The sequence below is a fragment of the Borrelia parkeri genome, from assembly GCF_023035815.1.
GTDB classification, from domain to species: Bacteria; Spirochaetota; Spirochaetia; order Borreliales; family Borreliaceae; genus Borrelia; species Borrelia parkeri.
Window position 1 is genome coordinate 57,446 of sequence record NZ_CP073164.1, and the last position, 18,274, is coordinate 75,719.

22 protein-coding genes are annotated in these 18,274 nt (G+C 30.7%); 3 read left to right on the forward strand and 19 right to left on the reverse strand.

Annotation, left to right across the window (positions count from 1 at the left end; translation table 11 throughout):
• Positions 1–41: 41 nt before the first annotated feature.
• Genes nrdE through thyX form a run of 3 tightly spaced genes read right to left on the reverse strand, consistent with a single transcriptional unit; the run spans position 42 to position 3,309 of the window.
• A complete protein-coding gene (nrdE, locus tag bpSLO_RS05530) occupies positions 42–2,117 on the reverse strand; it encodes a class 1b ribonucleoside-diphosphate reductase subunit alpha (protein WP_246989942.1) in 2,076 nt (691 codons plus the stop codon).
• On the reverse strand, positions 2,095–2,484 hold the full coding sequence (nrdI, locus tag bpSLO_RS05535) for a class Ib ribonucleoside-diphosphate reductase assembly flavoprotein NrdI (protein WP_032493065.1): 390 nt from the start codon (positions 2,482–2,484) through the stop codon (positions 2,095–2,097). The genes nrdE and nrdI overlap by 23 nt, the downstream gene beginning before the upstream one ends.
• Positions 2,485–2,490: 6 nt before the next feature.
• Positions 2,491–3,309 carry an FAD-dependent thymidylate synthase gene (gene thyX / locus bpSLO_RS05540; protein WP_246989943.1) on the reverse strand — a complete coding sequence of 273 codons (819 nt, stop codon included), beginning with the start codon at positions 3,307–3,309 and terminating at the stop codon, positions 2,491–2,493.
• Positions 3,310–3,738: 429 nt separating this feature from the next.
• Here thyX and bpSLO_RS05545 point away from each other — a divergent pair, with 429 nt between their 5' ends.
• The 3 genes from bpSLO_RS05545 to bpSLO_RS05555 all read left to right on the forward strand — a co-directional run bounded on the left by bpSLO_RS05545 (position 3,739) and on the right by bpSLO_RS05555 (position 6,796).
• A complete protein-coding gene (locus tag bpSLO_RS05545) occupies positions 3,739–4,566 on the forward strand; it encodes a S2/P23 family protein (RefSeq protein WP_246989944.1) in 828 nt (275 codons plus the stop codon).
• A gap of 277 nt (positions 4,567–4,843) precedes the next feature.
• Positions 4,844–5,647, forward strand: a complete 804-nt coding sequence (locus bpSLO_RS05550; protein WP_025375872.1) for a hypothetical protein — start codon at positions 4,844–4,846, stop codon at positions 5,645–5,647.
• Between the two features lie 336 nt (positions 5,648–5,983).
• Positions 5,984–6,796 (forward strand): hypothetical protein, encoded by an 813-nt coding sequence (locus bpSLO_RS05555; protein WP_032493066.1) that lies wholly within the window; start codon positions 5,984–5,986, stop codon positions 6,794–6,796.
• Positions 6,797–6,977: 181 nt separating this feature from the next.
• Here bpSLO_RS05555 and bpSLO_RS05560 read toward each other — a convergent pair whose 3' ends face one another.
• The 16 genes from bpSLO_RS05560 to bpSLO_RS05635 form a co-directional block, all read right to left on the reverse strand.
• Positions 6,978–7,568 carry a BTA121 domain-containing protein surface lipoprotein gene (locus bpSLO_RS05560; RefSeq protein WP_246989945.1) on the reverse strand — a complete coding sequence of 197 codons (591 nt, stop codon included), beginning with the start codon at positions 7,566–7,568 and terminating at the stop codon, positions 6,978–6,980.
• Between the two features lie 204 nt (positions 7,569–7,772).
• Entirely contained in the window at positions 7,773–8,390 is a 618-nt protein-coding gene (locus bpSLO_RS05565) for a DUF777 family protein (protein ID WP_025375874.1), read from the reverse strand.
• Positions 8,391–8,403: 13 nt separating this feature from the next.
• A complete protein-coding gene (locus tag bpSLO_RS05570) occupies positions 8,404–9,315 on the reverse strand; it encodes a DUF693 family protein (protein ID WP_246989946.1) in 912 nt (303 codons plus the stop codon).
• Between the two features lie 81 nt (positions 9,316–9,396).
• Positions 9,397–10,506, reverse strand: coding sequence for a hypothetical protein (locus bpSLO_RS05575; protein WP_246989947.1), 1,110 nt, complete (start codon positions 10,504–10,506; stop codon positions 9,397–9,399).
• 39 nt (positions 10,507–10,545) lie between these two features.
• Positions 10,546–11,106, reverse strand: a complete 561-nt coding sequence (locus tag bpSLO_RS05580) for a DUF792 family protein (RefSeq protein ID WP_025375877.1) — start codon at positions 11,104–11,106, stop codon at positions 10,546–10,548.
• Positions 11,107–11,138: 32 nt separating this feature from the next.
• Positions 11,139–12,464 (reverse strand): hypothetical protein, encoded by a 1,326-nt coding sequence (locus bpSLO_RS05585; RefSeq protein ID WP_246989948.1) that lies wholly within the window; start codon positions 12,462–12,464, stop codon positions 11,139–11,141.
• A 12-nt stretch (positions 12,465–12,476) separates the two neighbouring features.
• Positions 12,477–12,689, reverse strand: coding sequence for a DUF1322 family protein (locus tag bpSLO_RS05590; RefSeq protein WP_025375879.1), 213 nt, complete (start codon positions 12,687–12,689; stop codon positions 12,477–12,479).
• Between the two features lie 50 nt (positions 12,690–12,739).
• Entirely contained in the window at positions 12,740–13,159 is a 420-nt protein-coding gene (locus bpSLO_RS05595; protein WP_025375880.1) for a DUF1473 family protein, read from the reverse strand.
• A gap of 3 nt (positions 13,160–13,162) precedes the next feature.
• The gene (locus bpSLO_RS05600) at positions 13,163–13,582 is read right to left on the reverse strand and encodes a DUF1463 family protein (RefSeq protein WP_020282300.1); all 420 of its coding nucleotides are present in this window, start codon (positions 13,580–13,582) and stop codon (positions 13,163–13,165) included.
• Positions 13,582–14,658: a DUF787 family protein gene (locus bpSLO_RS05605; RefSeq protein WP_246989949.1), complete on the reverse strand. Its 1,077-nt coding sequence runs from the start codon at positions 14,656–14,658 to the stop codon at positions 13,582–13,584. The genes bpSLO_RS05600 and bpSLO_RS05605 overlap by 1 nt, the downstream gene beginning before the upstream one ends.
• Positions 14,659–14,678: 20 nt before the next feature.
• A complete protein-coding gene (locus bpSLO_RS05610; RefSeq protein WP_025375882.1) occupies positions 14,679–15,218 on the reverse strand; it encodes a DUF764 family protein in 540 nt (179 codons plus the stop codon).
• A 22-nt stretch (positions 15,219–15,240) separates the two neighbouring features.
• Entirely contained in the window at positions 15,241–15,633 is a 393-nt protein-coding gene (locus bpSLO_RS05615) for a DUF1506 family protein (protein ID WP_246989950.1), read from the reverse strand.
• Positions 15,603–15,992, reverse strand: a complete 390-nt coding sequence (locus bpSLO_RS05620) for a DUF3890 domain-containing protein (RefSeq protein ID WP_032493070.1) — start codon at positions 15,990–15,992, stop codon at positions 15,603–15,605. The genes bpSLO_RS05615 and bpSLO_RS05620 overlap by 31 nt, the downstream gene beginning before the upstream one ends.
• 2 nt (positions 15,993–15,994) lie before the next feature.
• Positions 15,995–16,924: a hypothetical protein gene (locus tag bpSLO_RS05625; RefSeq protein ID WP_025375885.1), complete on the reverse strand. Its 930-nt coding sequence runs from the start codon at positions 16,922–16,924 to the stop codon at positions 15,995–15,997.
• A gap of 59 nt (positions 16,925–16,983) precedes the next feature.
• Positions 16,984–17,586, reverse strand: a complete 603-nt coding sequence (locus bpSLO_RS05630; protein WP_246989951.1) for a DUF228 domain-containing protein — start codon at positions 17,584–17,586, stop codon at positions 16,984–16,986.
• A gap of 72 nt (positions 17,587–17,658) precedes the next feature.
• Positions 17,659–18,258, reverse strand: a complete 600-nt coding sequence (locus tag bpSLO_RS05635; protein ID WP_246989952.1) for a DUF1357 family protein — start codon at positions 18,256–18,258, stop codon at positions 17,659–17,661.
• Positions 18,259–18,274: the final 16 nt, after the last annotated feature.

Sequence of the window (18,274 nt, forward strand, 5' to 3'; positions counted from 1 at the left end):
ACAATTCTCCTAAACTTATATTTCATATATATATATTGCATTTATATTGCACAAAGAATACATTCATCTACTGAGAGATTTTTATTACGCGTATAATATAAGCTCTTAAGTCCCTTATTTTTAGCATAAATGTAAAGTTTTACAAGTTCCCTGGTACTAGTTTCATTTGTAACATAAAGCAAGGTACTAATTCCCTGATCAACATGCCGCTGAGCCTCACTTATAAGATCAATCAATTTTTTCATATCCATGTAATATGCTGATTTAAAAAGCAAAGCATTTTCCCTACTAAGATATGGCATTGGATAATACGTTGTAGCATTACCATAAACCCTAGCTTCAACAGGTTCAACAATAGGCATAAGAGATGTTGTTGCATTTTGAATATAAGATATACTCTGAGTTGGTGCAACGGCTAACCTATAAGAATGATAAAGCCCATGCATTTGGACATCACGCTTAAGGCTCTCCCAATCACTCTTTAGAGGAATCTTAAGTCCACTAAATATCTGTTTTATAACATCTGTTTTAGGAGTGAAATCTTCACTCAAATACATATCAAAATAATTTCCATTATAATATTCACTCTTATTGAAATCTTTAAAAGCACAGCCTCTATCTCTTGCAATATTCATACTACTCTTAAGGGAATAAAAATTTAATAACATAAAAAAGGTACGAACAAAATCCAAAGCCTCAGCACTCTCATAAGAGATTTTATTTTTAATCAAAAAACCATGTAAATTCATAACACCAAGACCAACGGCATGATAATCATTATTTGCCTTCCTTATACTTGGAGCATTTTTAATATCAGCCTTATCAACAACCGATGTCAATGCCCTCATGGCAATATCAACGGTATACTCAAAATCACTATTAATTACATTAACAATATTGAGTGAACCTAAGATACAACTGATATCATATCCAAGCAAATCCTCCTCACCATAATCACCAATAACTGATGGTGTTTGAATCTGAAAAATCTCTGTACAAAGATTAGACATCTTAATTTTTCCAAGACCTTTTAGTGGATTATTTAAATTACATGCTGTTTGGTACATTATATAAGGATATCCAGATTCAAATTGCAGCCTAGCAATACGAATCAACATATCTCTAGCAGAAATCTCTTTTTTCAAAATACGAGGATCACTTGCAAACAAGTCGTATTCTAAGTCAAAATCGATCTCATTCATAAAACGACCAGTTACCTTATAAAGAGAATATGGTGCGAAAGCATAATAATTTTTACCTTGTTTTGCAATATCAAAAAATTTATCTGGAATTATTACTCCTAATGATAATGTTTGAACACGGCTCTTCTCATCAGCATTAATCTTCTTAGTATCCAAGAAATCTTCTATATCATAATGAAAGATATTTAAGTATACAGCACCAGCACCTTTTCGCTGTCCCATCTGATCTGCATAATTAAATCCATCTTCCAAAAGCTTCATAACGGGAATAATTCCTTTTGCAATATTAGGAATACCCCGTATCTCCTCACCCCTAGCCCTAATATTTGAAAGATTTAAAGCCACTCCTCCACCAATTTTTGAAAGCTGCATGGCAGAAGAGACATTAAAAGTAATACTATTAAGAGAGTCTCCCACTTCCAACAAGAAACATGATACAAGCTCACCTCGTACCTTCTTACCAGCATTTAAAAATGTAGGTGTTGCAGGCTGATAGCGTTGTTTGATCATCTCTAAAGCAAGTTTTAAAGCAAAATCAAAACATCCATCTGCTAAAAAGAGACTAACTGCAATTATTCTATCCTCATAAGATTCAAGATAAGTATTCCCATCATTCATCTTAAGTGCATAATCTTTATAAAACTTCGAAGCACTCATATAAGACTTAAACTGAAAATTCTCAAGACTTACAAGATTATATATTTCAAGTATCTGCTCTTCAGAATAGTTTTCATAAAAATTTTCATAAAAATTATTATCAATTAAATAATGCATTCTCTCATTTGGATTTTCAAATTTTAAAGACTTAGAATTGACTTCACTTAAAAAAACACTCAAAGCCTCAAGATCTTTTTCTAATCTGTAAAATCCATCCTTTAAAACCATAATTTCATTATTTAACTCTAAGTGTTTCATTTTTAATCCTTTCTACAAAATTCTCAACATCATGTGATGTTCCTGAAAGTTCAAATCTTAATATTTCGCAAACATTATATTCATTTTTTATTAAATTAACAGCATTGCAAAATGAATCACCCCAATTTCTGTTTCCAGAACCAGCAACTCCAACCATAAGCTTAAAATTATGCTTTAAAAATTTCTCTACCTCAGGTGGAACTTTTCCAAAAGAAAACGTATATGTAAGTAACACATAAGGCCTACTTACGATCTCATCACCTGTAACTACATGAAAAATATCTTTAAGGCCCGTTTTTGCAATAAAACGCGACACATTCCCTGTCTTTGAAGCATAAACTACTAAAATATACTTAACTCCTTTCATAACAAATCATAAATTAAGTTTTTCTTTTAACCGATTTAAACTCTTATCATGTAAATTCAGTTTGGTTAAATCTAATACTTTCCGAATCTCACATACCTCTTCACTTGAGAGCATAACGCCCCCCAAAATATGTCTCTTAAAACTAGCAGTTGCTAAGGGCACTACTAACTTAACAATATCTAATAGGACATTAGCATACTCTCTTATCTCTTTTTGTGCATGTCCTGATGATCTAAGCTTAATAAAATGAAATAAATTATTAAGATCAATTTGCCAGTACCATTCAGTATACAAACTTAAAGGCAGAGTTATTCTTGCAAGCTCCCTGGATACATCATTCTTGATCATATCATTATAAATCTTGTAAGAAGTCTTATAACTCTCATCTAGACCACCTAAAGAGGATAAAGCAATATCATCATCAACAGGCTCATCTGAACGTCCCTGTTTATTAGTAATACTTTGTTTCTTAAAATCTTCCCTGCAAGGAACATAAAACTCTTCTCTCATCAAACTATAACGGCCTGAGACTTCATTAATTCTTGATGTTCTATGTCTCATCCACTGTCTTGCTACAAAGATTGGCGCTTTAACATGAAAAGTAAAAACCACTTGCTCAAGTGGACTTGTATGCTCATTTCTTACCAAATAGTCAATAAGACCAGCATTATCCCTTTTTGCCTTAGAATCTCTATAAGAAACTCTAGCAGAATTTACTATTCGCTCATCACTACCCATATAGTCAACAAGTCTTAAAAAACCTTTATCTAAAACTTTGTATTCCTTATCTAAAATCCCTTCTGCAGCCTCTACATGATCGTGCATATACCCATCCTAATTAAAATTTCTATTTTTTATAAAGTTGTCACCAGAACTTCCGGGTGACTAGATTCTCATATAAGATTTAAGAATAACATTACAATTATTCTGCAATAATTCACGTTATTCTATAAATATCTTAACTATCAAACAACACATCTCATTACACAAAATTAACTTCCCCTTAATAAAAATTAAAAAAACAATTAAAACCAAAGTTAGTAAAACAAATGTTAACACAAAACTACCTAATATTAAATAAGCATTTTTTACGATATAAAGGTACTTAACCACAAATACATCCTCTAATAAGCTAAATTTTAAATAAATAAGCTAAATACTAAATAAATATGCTAAACATTAAATTATTAAATATTGAACTTAAATGAAAAATGAACTTTTAGATATATACTTCTGCACTTGGGGAGGTCAAAATTGCAAAGAACAGCTTTTTTACTACCGTTATTTATAACATCTTGCTTCTTAAGTGATAGTATTATAAATATTAAACCTAAGCTTGAGCAAGCAATCATGCATAATGACAAATCAAAAAAACATTTAAAAGAAGATGAAAAAGAAGATGATGAACATGAAGAATTAACAAAAGAAGAGGCCTCTTTTGAAATACTTGAAGGGACTACTGAAAAATGCATGTGTCCAATCTGCAGTTGGTTTTTGTGTGGATGCCCACCAAAATGCCAAATCACTTGGATGAAAATTAAAGCCAAAGAAATTATTGGGGATAATCAAAAACCACTGGAAGCTTTAAAAGGGAAACTTAGATACTCATATTCAGTATCACCTATCAAATATAATGATAATTACAGTAAGTACGTCATGCCTTTAATATTATTTGAAAGCATGGACGAGAATATTGAAGTAACCTCTTTTAAGTTAATAAATCACACTAACCTAGACTTTAACAACAAAAACGTTTTGGGTGGATTTATTCAAGGTATACCTAAGGTAGAAAAATCATCTGAAGCGGGATACAAAAACGTATATCCTTATGGAATATTAAATGCAATAACTCCAACTGGTGGGGATGAGTTAATATCTGCTTTTACTGCTCTTTACCAAAATGGTAAATGGAACCTTATGAAAGGAGAGATAAAAGTTAAAGACACAAAAACAAACAACGAGACAACCCACAAAATACTCTTAAGTGGTAAATTATTTAATGAATTTCTAAAATCAGTTGTATCTAAACATCAAGGGACCACAACTGCAAATACCAAATTTAGAGTTCCAATTAACAATTAGATTAAAAAACAATAGTTAATTAAATTAAAGTTCATTACTTAAGGTTGAAAAATAAATTTTAAAAAATTCACTTAAAGACAACCTTAAGTAATATATCTGTAATACCCCTGTAACAACTTTTAATAACCTTTAACTATTTTTAAATACCTTTTTGGAAGTTAATTTAATTAAAAAAAGTTAAATAAATTTGTTTTATAAATCAAAATAATTTATTATATAAATCGATAAAATAAAAACATATTTAAAATATGTACTCTAAAAATAAAAGGGGGTAAATATGAAGAGAATAATTATTTTATTACCAATCTTCATAACATGTCATGTGTCGCAAGATCAATATGACAAACCAAATCTTAAATACGCCATTAAATCAGGCTCTACACGCTCTGTTAAGACAAACACTGACACAGAAGACGAATATGACTACCAACCAGAACCACTGCAAATATCTGAGGGAACCTTAGATGTATGTCTCTCTGGTCACGCAATAACACCTAGTAATCACACCTGCCATCTCACTTGGATGAAAAGCAATGTACAAGATATAATTGGAGAAAACGGAAAACCATCATCAGTATTTCAAGGCAAATTTAAATACTCATATGCAGTAGCTCCTATTAAGAATAATGAAAACTACTCTAAGTATGTCATGCCTTTAATACTATTTGAAAGCTTAGTTGAGTATGTTAAAATAGTGTCATTTAAACTCACAAACCACAAAAAACTAAATTTAGATTTTCGCAATGGAAACATGCAAGGAACAAGAGATAAAATAGCTAATCAGCTGGAGATCTCAACTAGAAGATTAGGATATAAAAATATAAGTATTTATGGAGAACTATATGCATTCTTTCCAAATGGAGGAGATGGACTCATAACTGCTTTTTCACAGCATTACAAAAATGGTGATTGGTTCTTCATATCAGGCGAATTAACTATCGAAGACACATTAAGTAAAGAAACAACCACCCACACAATCTTGCTAGATGCTCAATTATTCAATGAATTCCTAAAAGAAGTTATAGCAAAGCATCCAAAAACTAAAACTGCAAATAGCAAATTTAGAGTACCCGTTAGTTAGCGGTACTCATTCACAATAATTAACCTTTAAGTCTAATTAATTTTTAGTAATCATGGTAATCAAAAAAATTAAAAATTACTTGCGTGAAGATTATTTAAATTATATTATTTACATGTATTAATATGACTTAAATCACTATGTATTTACTAACATAGTAGCAAGCATTTAGATAAAATCTTAATGTAAAAATACTTAAAGATAATAATTAAGGAGAATAATAAAATACTAATAAGTGATAAAAATTTAATTTGAAAGGATGTATAAATGAAAAAGATAATTATTTTATTAACCCTACTACTTATAACCTGTAAAATATCCCAACCTAATAAACCATCCATGGCAGAAGAAGACGAAACGGATGAGAATGAGACCAGTTTAGAAAACGATTACAAAGAATCTATTCCTCCCAAAAGAGAGCGTATCCACAGCATACACCGAGCATTTGAACTATTTGAAGACTACTTAACTAATATTTGTCTCCAACCACCTCACATGCCATTAAAATGTAGAGTACAAGTCTGCGGTTTTAGTTGGATAAAAATTAAAAGCAAACATATCGTAGGAACAGATAAAAACATAATACCAGAATTAAAGAATAAAATTAAATACTCATATGCAGTAGCACCGATTAAGTATAATGATGGATACAATTCAAACATTACACCTCTCATATTACTTGAAATTTTTGATACAAACATTAAAATTATATCATTTAAACTTACAAATCATCCCAACCTAGAATTAGATCTTGGCAAAAAAACACATGATGCTAATGTTATTGGCATAATTCAAAGTTATTATAATGAGACTCGAAATTCAATTTTAAGAGAGGCAAAAAACAAAATTAAATCTTACGGAGGTAAAGATGTATACCTTTATGGCATAATGAACATGCCTACATTTAAGGAACCTCAAGTCATTGGCAGCGATAAATTAATATCCATTTTTGGCAATCTTTTTAAAAATCAACAAGGAGAAAGCTTGCAAGCAGAAATCACTATTAAAGACAAAACAAATAATCAAGAGCAAACCTACCAAATACTTTTAAGTAGTAAAATATTTAATGAATTTATAAAAACAATTCTATCAAGACACAAAGGGATAACCAATGTTAATCCCAAATTCAAAGTTCCTGGAGAGGATAAATAATAAAACTTTAAGTAGCACTCAGTAATACTACTTAAGAAATATTACTGAGGATAAATTTTTATCTTCAGTAATGAGATTTATAGATTTCAAGATTTATTTTAAACAGAAACGGTAAATATAAAATAAAACTCAAGTTACAATGCAACAATTTAATTAAACAAATCTAATTAATTAAATAAATCTAATACTCATGCAAAACATCATATATTTCTCTTTTTAAGGATGTAAATATGTTTGAACAATTAGCCATTTTAAGTGACAGATATGCACCCCTGTAACCATTATCACCACCACAAGATATTTTCAAAAATTTTAAATATTCTCTCTGCTTAGTAGCAAGTTGGACTTCAAAACCATCCCTTTTAGGATGTCCACCTGCAAGCTCATATATAGCATCCAGTATGTCATCTCGTACTCTTAATGTCACAACTATATCAGCAACTGCCTCTTTAATCTTAGAAGAACTAAGAACAACTAAAAACTCATAAAATTCATCATCACTGTAAGTACGTACATTTGGAATACCTTCTGCAATTGTAGGATCTGTTAATGCACTTCTTAAAAATCTAACTGCTATTTTTTCTTCTCCTGAAAGATTAAAATCTGTCATTAAATTTTCTAATGAAGGATGGTCAAAGGCAAGACCAATGTCAAGATCACTGCTGGCAATATCATCAAAATTATAACCTATCCCCAAATTATTGACATATTCTTCATCCTCGCAACAACAAAATAGAACCATCAATAAAATCAAAATGTTGAATGCTTTCATATTTCAATATCTCCCTTATATATGAAAAACATATCTCATTAATAATTTATTAAAAATAAAAATAATGTTTTATTTTTTAAACCAAATAAAATAATTGTCAAATTTATAAAATAGAGAAACAACCTACATGATACTAAAAATCCAAATGAAACTTGGAATAAAGATCGAAACAAAGATTTAAATCAAATTTTAAACTTTTTAAATTTACACAACACCCGAGGTATTACCCGTTGCAAGAGTGGGAGCTCCACTGGCATTAACATAAGTTATGCTACCAACCCCATGTGTATGACTTTCAAATAATTTACCATTAATATATACATTGCCTTTAAACTCAATACTATTAGCCTCAATAACTAGAGATTTAAAAGAGATCCTGGTATGATCACCATCACATATCACATTTTTAGAATTAAACGAAGCATCCTCACATACCACATCCAATTCTTTTGCACTGATGCTCAATTTCTGTACATCAATACCTGCATACTCAAGACTTACTGCATTTAAGATATAAAAATAATGTTTATCGAAATAATTATTATCTTTCTCATTAAAGATATTTATGCCACTTTGAAGCAAGATTACCCTATCATCTTCCTTAAGTTCAAGTTTTAAATTTGAGATATTGCGACTCTTAATCCTTAAGTCCTCATATTCTTCAATTACAACAATTCCTTCTTGGGAATTAAAATCAAATTCCTTAATAATTCCAATTCGACAAATAAATACATTATCACGTAAATATTTCTTAGCAGCCTCAAGTGCCAAATCATTACTTAAACTTCCTATCCTTCTAGAAATTTCATAAGTTTTGCTCATAAATTTATCCTACCTATAAAATATTAGATTCATCATAAAGCTTCAATTTTAATGTGCAATCACCCACATTGCTTAAATTAGCACTAGTCTCTTGCACAAAAGCCCTAACAACTTTCCCATACCTATCTATAAATTCAACCCCATCTCCAACCTTAATCTTATCTGTAAAGAGCAGTGTAGTATTCCAAAAATTAATGGCAGATTGGCCCACAAATTTCACTTCTCTTTGAGGAATAAATACAAGTGCATAATCTTCAAGCTTCTTATAAACTCTTTGGTCACATAGTTTATCAAAATTAATAAAAACAAATTTAGTATCAACCTTAAAGTCTAACTCCCCAACATCAACAAAAATCAAATGCACATAGTTTTCAATAAGTTTTTCTATAAATTCCTTCAAAGTAGGAGCATAAAAACTCTCACCTATTATACGATTGCGAGCATGAGGGCCTATGTTAATAATGGCTTGACCTGGAAATGCCAAATTTATTGCCTCTTCTAAAGATTTGCCTATGTAATTTTTAGTATCAAGTTTTTTATTTAAAAACGTATCTTGGGACAGAAGATAAACTTCATACTGACAAATAAAATCACCATTGTCAAAATCAAAATCAATAGGCGCACCCAGATATCCAGCCATAACAAATCTATAATCCAAATCATCCTCATGCGCAAATTTTTTATAGTATATTTTAACAATATCTCCATGCCTTAAAGACTTATTAAAATTTAAAGGCATATTAAACAATTGCAATCGTGCCTTTTTACATTGCAGAGCACTCACAAGGAAATATTCATTACTAATTACAATATTAATAATAGGGGCCCCATGTTTTGTTTCTATAACAAACTTTGGTTTCCGATTTTTAATCTCACCCCCAGCACTATAAAATTCTAGTTTAAAATCATATTGAAATAATAACATAACTCCCTTGATCAACTCCTAAAGGTTAATATTAGTAAACCTAACTACTAACCTCAAGCATAAATAGAATACATAGTAATATTAATTCTCATCTTCCATGTACTCAGATCTAAAACTAACTGGCTTCTCACCAAGTGGCCTAACAATAGGTCTTACAAAATTTTGCCTTATATCACTCCCCGGTCTCTTAAGGCTTGGTCTTGTACTACTTGGTCTAATATTACTTTTCTTAACACCACTTGGTCTTACATTTTTTGCTCTCTGGCTGTCTGGTCTTGAACCTGTCTGTCTTGAACTTGGCTGTCTTGAACTTGGCTGTCTTTGACCCGCCTGTCTTTGACCCGCCTGTCTTGAACTTGGCTGTCTTTGACCCGCCTGTCTTTGACGTCCTAAACTCTCATCATTACTCCTAGGAATAGGTCTTCTCTCTGAACTCTCACCACTCTCTTTAATTACTGGTTCCTCATCATCATAAGACTCTTTAACCATATCACTTGGTCTTGTTTGTCTTAAACCTACTTGTCTCTCATACTCATTCCTGGTAATGGGCCTTTGAGAACCATATCTTTGACCTGCTTGTCTTGAACTTGGCTGTCTTTGACCCGCATGTCTTTGACTTGCTTGTTTTTGACCATTCAAACTACCATTTGAAACACCTAATTTTACACCAAGCTTTTGTGTAATATAATTTTCCACAAACTCAATCTCTCTAAGCTGCAGTTTAATGAATAACTTGGTATAATCTGGATTTTTAATCCAAGTCTTATTACTAAAACTCAAAACTCTATGCCTATATTTATCAAACGCATTTTCCATAGGGATTTCTATTGCCTGTTTAAACCTATTATCAGTCTCAGTAAAAACATCATCATCAAAATACTGTCCATACTCTCTTAAAAATTCATCTTCTACCTGTAAAAAAATATCATCCCTTATCATATTTACAAGACATCTGTAATATCCCTCAAGCTCTGATATTCTTTGTAAAATTTTTTTAGATTTCACATTTTTATTAACGTCATCAACATTAACTAAAACACCATCTAAAACCTCATAACTTGCCTCATAAGCTTCCTCAATTTCCCTATCAAAATTCCAATTGACAAAATCAAAAGGCCTTAAAGGTGCCGCATGAAGATTTAAAAATAAAAATAATGAAAATAATAATACAATATACCTAAATTTAACCATAAACATTCTCCTAAATATAAATTATTATATAATAATATTCTAACCTTTATATGTTAAAAAATTAAAAGTTTTCACTATTTTAATTTGTAAACTAACATTAAGCTCATCTACAAATGCAGTACCTTTAATGCTTAAAGAATTAATAATAGCAGTTTCATGAAATCCTATTGATGCACCATAAATGCTATAAAAAATACCTGCTTTAAATCTTTCCCTAAACTGCATCTTTATAAAATTAGAATCAAATTCTAAAGCACTATTTGCAAAAGGCGTTCTCTTGAGACTATCAACTAAAACTTTATCATAAACAGCAGACAAAATCGCATTGGAAATAGTAATTATCTCCGGGTTTGCCGTAACATTATAACTTACAAATTCACTACGCCTGGTATTCAGATTAATAATGGGGCACTGGCTACTAACACTACTTAAATTTTCCTCAATAGCTCCTGATTTTGGAAATATAAAAAATAATTGCGGAACATATACAAGACCCTTAAAATCAGGTCGAGGAAAGAGTACTATAAAATTAGATGAACTTGCACGACTTAAAATATGATTTACAACTTCCCAAATAAGTAATTTTACATCCTTTACCATATTAAATATCCCCTAAATATCTTTAAAATCCTTTAAGGCATTCGTGAAATTTCACTGCCCATCTTATAGTCCTGCATATTATCTTGCAAAGAAACACCTTGCATGTTAAACATTATAGCGTCTCTTAAACCATTAATGGCCCTCTCCATATTAGTAAAATACATACCCAAAGGCTCTATAATACTCCTCTCTAAATCTATGCCACAAGCCCAACTTAAAAATTCCCTTACCTCTTCTACAAGCATATGCATATCATCACCACGCACATCATTAATTAGTCCGAAACTGTCTGGTCTTAAATCACCTGTAACTCGCCTTTGAGCATCAATTAAGTTTGAATCTATATCTACATTCATACCTGAACTTATACCTGAACTTATACTTGCATTTACGCTCGAATCTAAATTTAAGCATGCATCACAAAGACGCTGTTTTACTCGCTCATCCAAACTCATTCCCGTACCCAAAAACTCAGAAAAATTCTCTCTTCCCCCTACATCATTCTTAAGGGAAGATAAACCATCTCTCAAACCATCTCTCTTAAATAAATCATAAACAACAGATACAGCTTCCGAATTAGCATCAAATTGCCTATTAGTTCCCTTTAGAGAACTTGCAAGTTTAACTGTATCAAAAAGAGCATCAGGTGTACTCTCAACCTTAGATAATAACGATTTAAAACTACAAGTCTTACGAATAAAATCATTCATGTCCACTTGATTATCAAACTTACCCGTGCTTGCAAGCATGTCCTCAATCCTCTTCCTCTCAAAATCACTATAAGTTACATCATTAATTGTGCCCTTGCTTGCAACACTATTCTCTTTTAACTTAAAATTATTAGAAAAATTATTAGAAACTACCATAGAATCTTCATCAAAATCGCTTAAAGATTTAAAAATTTTTAAGTCTAGCATATTTCTATCTAAATTCAAAAGTGAACCTGCACCTGCACCTGCACCACCAAAGTAAGGCAAACTTAACTCATCCTCAGGCTTAAGCTTAGACGGCAACTTTAAATCTGAAAACATAACCCCAATTGAATTATTGTCTCTCTCTACACTTTTTACATCTCCTTTAAAATCTGAAACTTGACTTAAAGCTTTACGTGTCTTAAGTTCTTGCAAACCAATATCAATTCTTGGTAACTCAACTAATAACTCACTCATAAACCTATCATTTAAAATATCTTCAGATTTAAAACCACTAACTATCCCAGGCTCATTTAATACAGAGGTCATCTGTTCCTCTAAAAACTTATTACTTCCTGCAAATTTTAAATGTTCTTCTAAATCACTACTTAAATCGAAATCATAAAATAAATCCTGCATCACATTAGCAAGTTTATCTAAACTCATACACAAAATCTCCTATAAATTTGCAATTAAAAAGTTTTCATACATTTCCTTCTTAAGCTTAAAATTAGCAATCTTATTAATTTCTAAAAGTTCAGCATATTTAAATCGCTTAACCTCAGCAAAAGTGCAAACTCCCATTAAAACGGGAAAATAATATTTGCAATCCTCACTCCTTAAATACCTTAAATAACTAAAATACTCACTTAAAATTGCACTACGATTCATAAACCGTCCTTCAAATTTAATGTCCTTAATTCAAAATAATCCTTAAAATGCTACTTACCACCAGACACCAAATCATTATAATTCCACCTATCATCAATATGTGGATACTTAACAAAAGTTCCACCAGGATCCTGAAAACTCTCAACATACACTAAACTGGGTTCTTTAAATCCTTCTATCTTTTCTACCAAAGCATACTGAACAGCAAAAAAAATGGTGGGAAGCTGATATTTATATAAAAATGAATGCTCCCTATTAGTACTAATAATTTCGTAAAATTCATCAAAAAAAGATTGTGATATCATTAATGTGCTTATTCGCTTAAGAATAGGCAAACTATTAAGTTCTCGTCTTAAAGTCTCTTGACTTGCATCAAATCCTAAAATAGAATCCCAATCATACATAGGAATATCCCTTAAAACATATTCATAAGTCTTATGATTAGTCAAAATCTTTAATTTATATCTCACAAATTACCCCCTCTCAATTTCGCAATTAATTGCGTGAATTATAAAATTTACAGTATCATTATTATTTGCATAAGTCCTACTAGGCACTTCAGAAAAAAATGCACTATTAGAAATAATCTTAAGCCCCATCTGATCATTAAACACTAATGGCCTAAGCTTATCCTTTTTGGAAGTTGAATAGTAAAACTGTTCATTACTAAGTTTAGTTAAAATTCTATAATCAAATGAACCCTTGGTAAGCTCTAAACTAAATATATGAATAATAGTTCTAGGATCCCTAAAGCTTGGAATAGGAACATTCTTCTCTTCAGTGCTGGCAGTAGCCATAACATTAGGAGATGTTGAATATTGTAACTTTCCCCTATCTATGAGCATACCTGCAAAACTAAAAAATACTAAATCCAATGAATAATAATCTTTCATTAGACAGCCTCCTTTCTTAAATAATCATTAATATCATCACTACTTATATTTAAAACCACACTCTTAAAACTATCATTATATTTAATACGAATGGATAAACTTAAGCCCAAAGCATTATCTGCCTTAAGTCCAAATTTAATATCACCAAAAGATACAATAAGTCCACGTTCTTTAAACTCTTTAAATAAACATTCAAGACCTGCGGTGTAAGCATTGGGTCTCCCATCAGCAAATTTTAACTGACTAAGCTTACTATTTTGCCTATTATTACGGTTCCAAATACGAATCAGCTCACGTGTTGATTCATTTTTTAAAAGATAATACGTAAAGGACTCATCAATTGGCCCACCTGAACAGTCTACCCCTTCTTTGAAAGCCAAAACACCATCTCTACCAGTCTCATTAAGAAGAGAATAAAAATTAATATTACTGCCTCTTAAATGACTAATTAAAGTCGCATCATAAATTGGTTTGGCTCTTAATGTCATTCCATAAGGATTAGTTGCATGAAAAATACTAGCCTCATGCAAATATTTAGCCATGAACTTAAGATGCAAATTATCTCCACCACTATCATAAATCAAAATGGCTTTATCCCTCTGGCTTACAGGTAGAACCTCTATAAACTCAGGAAGCTTCTCACTATTAGTTGAGAATACCACAAATTTAGTAAGCCCACTAATCTCATCAAAATCCCTTTTAAAAATATCTCTCACCATTTCTACAAAGATTACAAATGGATATATATTTTTCTTTAAGAATTTAACTATTGTATTTATATCTTTATAAAGATATAAATTAAAAGATCTAAGCCCTTCTGAATTAAAAAAATCACTAAAACTTTGTGCCAAAAACTCACGCTCAAGAATAGCCGAGTTAACTTGCTCTGCTGAAGCCTCAAGCTCCTCTCTAATCTCAATAGACTCTAAAGTCTCTTTAAAGCTTGAAACACTTAAAACAAAATGTCCCTCTTTTAAAACCTCGCTCTTATAAATAAGCAAAGGATTATAATAACCAATGCTATGCAATCTAACTGTATCTTCAATTAAATTGACACTAATTGTATCTTGTGGCATATAATCTCCTATTTTTAAATTTAATTTTTAATCTCAATAACTTGTATGTCTGCTCTGTAAGACTGGGTTAACCCCAAAATTGCCCTTCCGCTATTATAAGCAACATTACTACCTCCCCCATTTAACAAATCACCTGTGGATTTAAGATAATAATTTAAAGACAAATCATATTCATCCTCTAATGATTTTATAAATTCAAATTTGCAAGAATTTTCATGCAAAAAATCCAAGAAACATTCATAAATTTTATGTAAATTAACATAAATTTTAAGATCACTAACATCCCCTACAAACCCCATAAAACAAAGAGTAAACTTTAATCCAAATTCATTAACACTAGAATAAAAATTGCCACTTCTTAAAGCTCGCGGATCTAAGCAATCAAAACCTTTAGGATTTATGATTAACAGGTAAGAATAATCATCTCTTAAGTCAGTTAAATACAAACGATTATAAGAATTGATAACCTCTATCTTGAAAGAATGATGCTTTAAGTAATTTTTAAACATAATTAGTATTTTTGTTAAAAAAGTTTGTGATTCATATAAATTAAGTAACACAAATATTCTCCTTAAAGGATAATTAAAGTTTCTTAAGAATTAAAACGGTATATCCGGTTTTTAAATATACATAATACTTATTCACACTTATAATCTCCATCAAATCTTCATCCACTAGTACCTGATCTTCCAGGTTAAAATCAATAGTATCTAAGGTATAGACCTTAGCGTGCATTTCTTTTATAAAAATATTTGAATCAAAAAGCTCAACCGTATCTTCATCCTTAAATAAAAACACACCATCAAAATTAATAGGGGTCTCTCTTAAAGTCTGTTTCTCATAAGAAGCATTAGTTCTATTCTTAATTAAGTTCCTCTTAAATAAAAACATAGGTCTTGAATATCTTGTAATGCTACTAGTTATAGCTAGACCAAGACCACTCATCATACAACGCCTATTAATGTTCTCTTGCAAGTCTTAATATCTTCTACAAGATTACTAAAAGCAACGCAAAAATCCTTATTTAAAGACTCATTATGCAAAACATAACCAGAATATTCAACCGATATTTCACCCAGTCTCTCGGACTTAACTTTATTACAATCAAAATGCAAAAGTTTGCCTCTCTTTTTAAGTTCACACCCAAGAAAATAATATATAAGCAAAAATATCTTGCTCATATTTAAATCCCCAAGTCCTAAACCTTTGCTAAGCAAAACATTCTCAAGCAAATCTACATATACATTAAATTCGCTAAACTTAAGATCCTCAGACTTAAGCATCAGTAAATCTAGTACCTTGGCATAAATCTTACCCAAATTCTCATTATCCATGATCAGGTCCAATTTATCTTAAGTCTAAGTATTGATTCTTGACTTGCAATGATGCTTCCAATAGAAAAATCTAGAAAACTAGTCCTAAAATTACTACTTGACATCTGTGTATATGCATTTAAAATCGGAGGATGTCCATCTTTTAACACCAAAAGCTTAGAACTTCTTGGATAAATTAACATCTCATCATCTAATAAATTCGTAGTCTCAAGCTCAATATCAGCATCATTATTTATTGAACTTAAAGAGTCAAATAACATGTCCTTATATGAATAATTATTATTACGTAGTCTCTCAAGTAAGAGAGCTTTAACTTTAGGTGTTGTTAATACTTTAAAAGGAACTTTTCTCTCATCTTCCAAATTGATCTTACCCAATTCAGCATTAAAAGCCTTTATTAGATCTAAAGCTTGCGTCACTTTAACAGTTTTATCTATTTGACCTGGAATATTAAGTAACCCATACATGGTTTCTCTATTAGCATCATCAACAAGAAGAGTGCGACGATTCTTCTTATCACTTGAAAAACACAAACCACCTCTTAAGTAATGTGCACTTAAAAGCTTATGTATCTCGGATAATGAATACTTAAGTCCGTCTCTCATATTAATGTTATTAATTGCCTGCACATCTAATTTCCCATCAGGTGCATAATATGTAAAGGCATACTGAAATGGTAAATAGTTAACAAGAACCACTTGTTTTTTAAACTTGATAGTAGCTACAGTACTAAAATCATTTACTCTAAGCGTTGGTTGATCTACTATATTTGAATTCCACTTTATAACCTTTTCGCTTGCAAGCGATATATCACCACTCTCTATTTGTTCATTATCAAAAAAATGATAATATTCAGGGATTGGTTTATCAAGGGACATAGAATCCCTAATAGTATTTATAAATTCTTCATTATTAAATAGACTTTCACTCAATGTTTAGTTTCTCCTTGAATTTTTAACTAATTTTTTTTAATTCAACTTAAATTTAATTATTAACCACTCACAACCTGTGCAGCAGGCATACTTACAAACATAATCTTTGTACCATGAAATCCGGGCTTATCTTTAAATTCATAAGCATCACTTAAAGCTATTGCTTGCACGGGAGTAGAGTCAATAACCTTCCCAAGAAATCCAAGATCATCAAAAGCTAACTTATCCCCAGCTTTAATACTAGAATCTGAGAGTAAAATACACTCAAAACTGCTAGCTGTTGATATTACTGTCGCCGTTTTTGTAGCCTCATCGTAATCTATGCAAATTCCATAAAGATCACTAAGACCTCCATATGCTACTCGAGGTGCCATACCATTCTCAATAACTAGTTTAACTCCTCTTTTATAACAAAAATTAATAGCCTGATAATTTTCTAACTTATCCGCTACAGAATATTGCAATCCTCCCCTATGGGTAAAATAAAAATCAGATGCTCCAAACTGATTGATTTTATCAAAAACAGCTGGATATGTGCTATAGTTTTTAAGTTGTTCCAAAATTGATGTTTGTCTTTTTGTCCTAAGGGATGCTATTTCGTTCTTAATCCTACTCTTTTCAACAGTAGGGGTAACTTCCCTAGGTTCACTCTCGTCTGGCATAAATACTCTCCTTAAAATTTTTAAATTTAACTAAATTTTAAATAATTATCAAAATAACTTAAGATCTAAAACTTAAGATTTAACATTATAAAACTCTTGCTTAATTTGCATCCACTCATTCAACATTGCTTGTCTTAAATCTTTATAATCCTTTATTGTACTATTCGGATTTCGTAAATTTAATACCTCCTTTAAATTGCCCTTACTAAAGGTCATTAAACTATATGAATTATTACTGTTCTTAGATGAATCAATACTTGCATTTGCAAGCCTTAAGAGTATATCCTTAACCCCATCACTTAAATTAAAAATATCAAGATTACCTGCAACTGCCATTATTTGCTTCTCATCAACATATTTCCTTATAAGCTCGCATACTTGAATATCTAAAACTTTATCTAATGAATTCCCAGCACCTAAAAGCTCTTGTGTACTATAACTAAAACTTAAATTATCATCAGCAAGTCTAGTAATCCATACAGCTCTGGCTAGTAATTCATTATTATTAACACTATCAATCTTATTAAGATTATTAACTTTAGTAAAAACCATATTATTATAAGTACTATTATCAGTATCATTAATACTATTATGACCAGTATTATTTAAACTCTCACTAAGAGAAATATCTCCTTTAAGTTCATCTGAAACATTAATATCAGCATTCTCCATTACTAAGCCTCCTAAA

What these genes read in the sequence shown, in the direction of transcription:
- bpSLO_RS05580 (WP_025375877.1), bottom strand. Translation starts at nt 11,106, where the DNA reads ATGGTAAAGGATGTAAAATTACTTATTTGGGAAGTTGTAAATCATATT.
- bpSLO_RS05620 (WP_032493070.1), bottom strand. Translation starts at nt 15,992, where the DNA reads ATGGATAATGAGAATTTGGGTAAGATTTATGCCAAGGTACTAGATTTA.
- thyX (WP_246989943.1), bottom strand. Translation starts at nt 3,309, where the DNA reads ATGCACGATCATGTAGAGGCTGCAGAAGGGATTTTAGATAAGGAATAC.
- bpSLO_RS05630 (WP_246989951.1), bottom strand. Translation starts at nt 17,586, where the DNA reads ATGCCAGACGAGAGTGAACCTAGGGAAGTTACCCCTACTGTTGAAAAG.
- bpSLO_RS05570 (WP_246989946.1), bottom strand. Translation starts at nt 9,315, where the DNA reads ATGTTATTATTTCAATATGATTTTAAACTAGAATTTTATAGTGCTGGG.
- bpSLO_RS05565 (WP_025375874.1), bottom strand. Translation starts at nt 8,390, where the DNA reads ATGAGCAAAACTTATGAAATTTCTAGAAGGATAGGAAGTTTAAGTAAT.
- bpSLO_RS05605 (WP_246989949.1), bottom strand. Translation starts at nt 14,658, where the DNA reads ATGCCACAAGATACAATTAGTGTCAATTTAATTGAAGATACAGTTAGA.
- bpSLO_RS05550 (WP_025375872.1), top strand. Translation starts at nt 4,844, where the DNA reads ATGAAGAGAATAATTATTTTATTACCAATCTTCATAACATGTCATGTG.
- bpSLO_RS05555 (WP_032493066.1), top strand. Translation starts at nt 5,984, where the DNA reads ATGGCAGAAGAAGACGAAACGGATGAGAATGAGACCAGTTTAGAAAAC.
- nrdE (WP_246989942.1), bottom strand. Translation starts at nt 2,117, where the DNA reads ATGAAACACTTAGAGTTAAATAATGAAATTATGGTTTTAAAGGATGGA.
- bpSLO_RS05635 (WP_246989952.1), bottom strand. Translation starts at nt 18,258, where the DNA reads ATGGAGAATGCTGATATTAATGTTTCAGATGAACTTAAAGGAGATATT.
- bpSLO_RS05575 (WP_246989947.1), bottom strand. Translation starts at nt 10,506, where the DNA reads ATGGTTAAATTTAGGTATATTGTATTATTATTTTCATTATTTTTATTT.
- nrdI (WP_032493065.1), bottom strand. Translation starts at nt 2,484, where the DNA reads ATGAAAGGAGTTAAGTATATTTTAGTAGTTTATGCTTCAAAGACAGGG.
- bpSLO_RS05585 (WP_246989948.1), bottom strand. Translation starts at nt 12,464, where the DNA reads ATGAGTTTAGATAAACTTGCTAATGTGATGCAGGATTTATTTTATGAT.
- bpSLO_RS05560 (WP_246989945.1), bottom strand. Translation starts at nt 7,568, where the DNA reads ATGAAAGCATTCAACATTTTGATTTTATTGATGGTTCTATTTTGTTGT.
- bpSLO_RS05600 (WP_020282300.1), bottom strand. Translation starts at nt 13,582, where the DNA reads ATGAAAGATTATTATTCATTGGATTTAGTATTTTTTAGTTTTGCAGGT.
- bpSLO_RS05590 (WP_025375879.1), bottom strand. Translation starts at nt 12,689, where the DNA reads ATGAATCGTAGTGCAATTTTAAGTGAGTATTTTAGTTATTTAAGGTAT.